The sequence below is a fragment of the Kosakonia sp. H7A genome, from assembly GCF_003028445.1.
GTDB classification, from domain to species: domain Bacteria; phylum Pseudomonadota; class Gammaproteobacteria; order Enterobacterales; family Enterobacteriaceae; genus Kosakonia; species Kosakonia radicincitans.
The window spans coordinates 1-450 of sequence record NZ_PYTZ01000119.1 but is presented as its reverse complement, the minus strand read 5'-3'; the positions used below and the strand labels follow the sequence as shown (position 1 = coordinate 450).

Genomic DNA, 450 nt, shown 5'->3' with positions numbered 1-450 from the left:
CTGGGCTGTATGGGCACGTTGGCGCTAAAACGGCACGGTGAGCGCCTGGGAACATGGAAATTGGGATTGGCAAGGGGCGTTGCCGCCGTGACCGTGCTGCTGTTCCTGCTGTCGGGCATGGCTTGGCTGATCTTCGCAAAGGCGATTCCGTGGGCCTACACGCTGGCCCTTGGCAAGACTTATCGAGAGCCGCATACGATGCAGGCCCATTACTTGAAGTCACGCTATGGTTGCGCCTACCAGCTGCGGGGCGGCCCTATGGAAAGCAGCTTTCCCAGTTTCGTCTGCGTGTCGCCGGGGTTCTATGCGCGCCACCCGGAGCAGGTCGTCAAGGTGGAGGTGTCGGGCCTGCGCTCGGCATTGGGCACCCAGGTGGAGAGCGTGCGCGAGGCCCCTTGATCGGGTGCCGGCATGGCCCACTGCGACATCTCCGCGCGTCAGGGCTTTCCC

At 63.8% G+C, this 450-nt stretch carries 1 protein-coding gene; it reads left to right on the top strand.

From position 1 onward, the window contains the following. Positions 1-399, top strand: a 399-nt coding sequence (locus CWM66_RS28510) for a hypothetical protein (RefSeq protein WP_233218451.1), incomplete at its 5' end; no start/stop codon positions are given. Between the last annotated feature and the right edge of the window lie 51 nt (positions 400-450).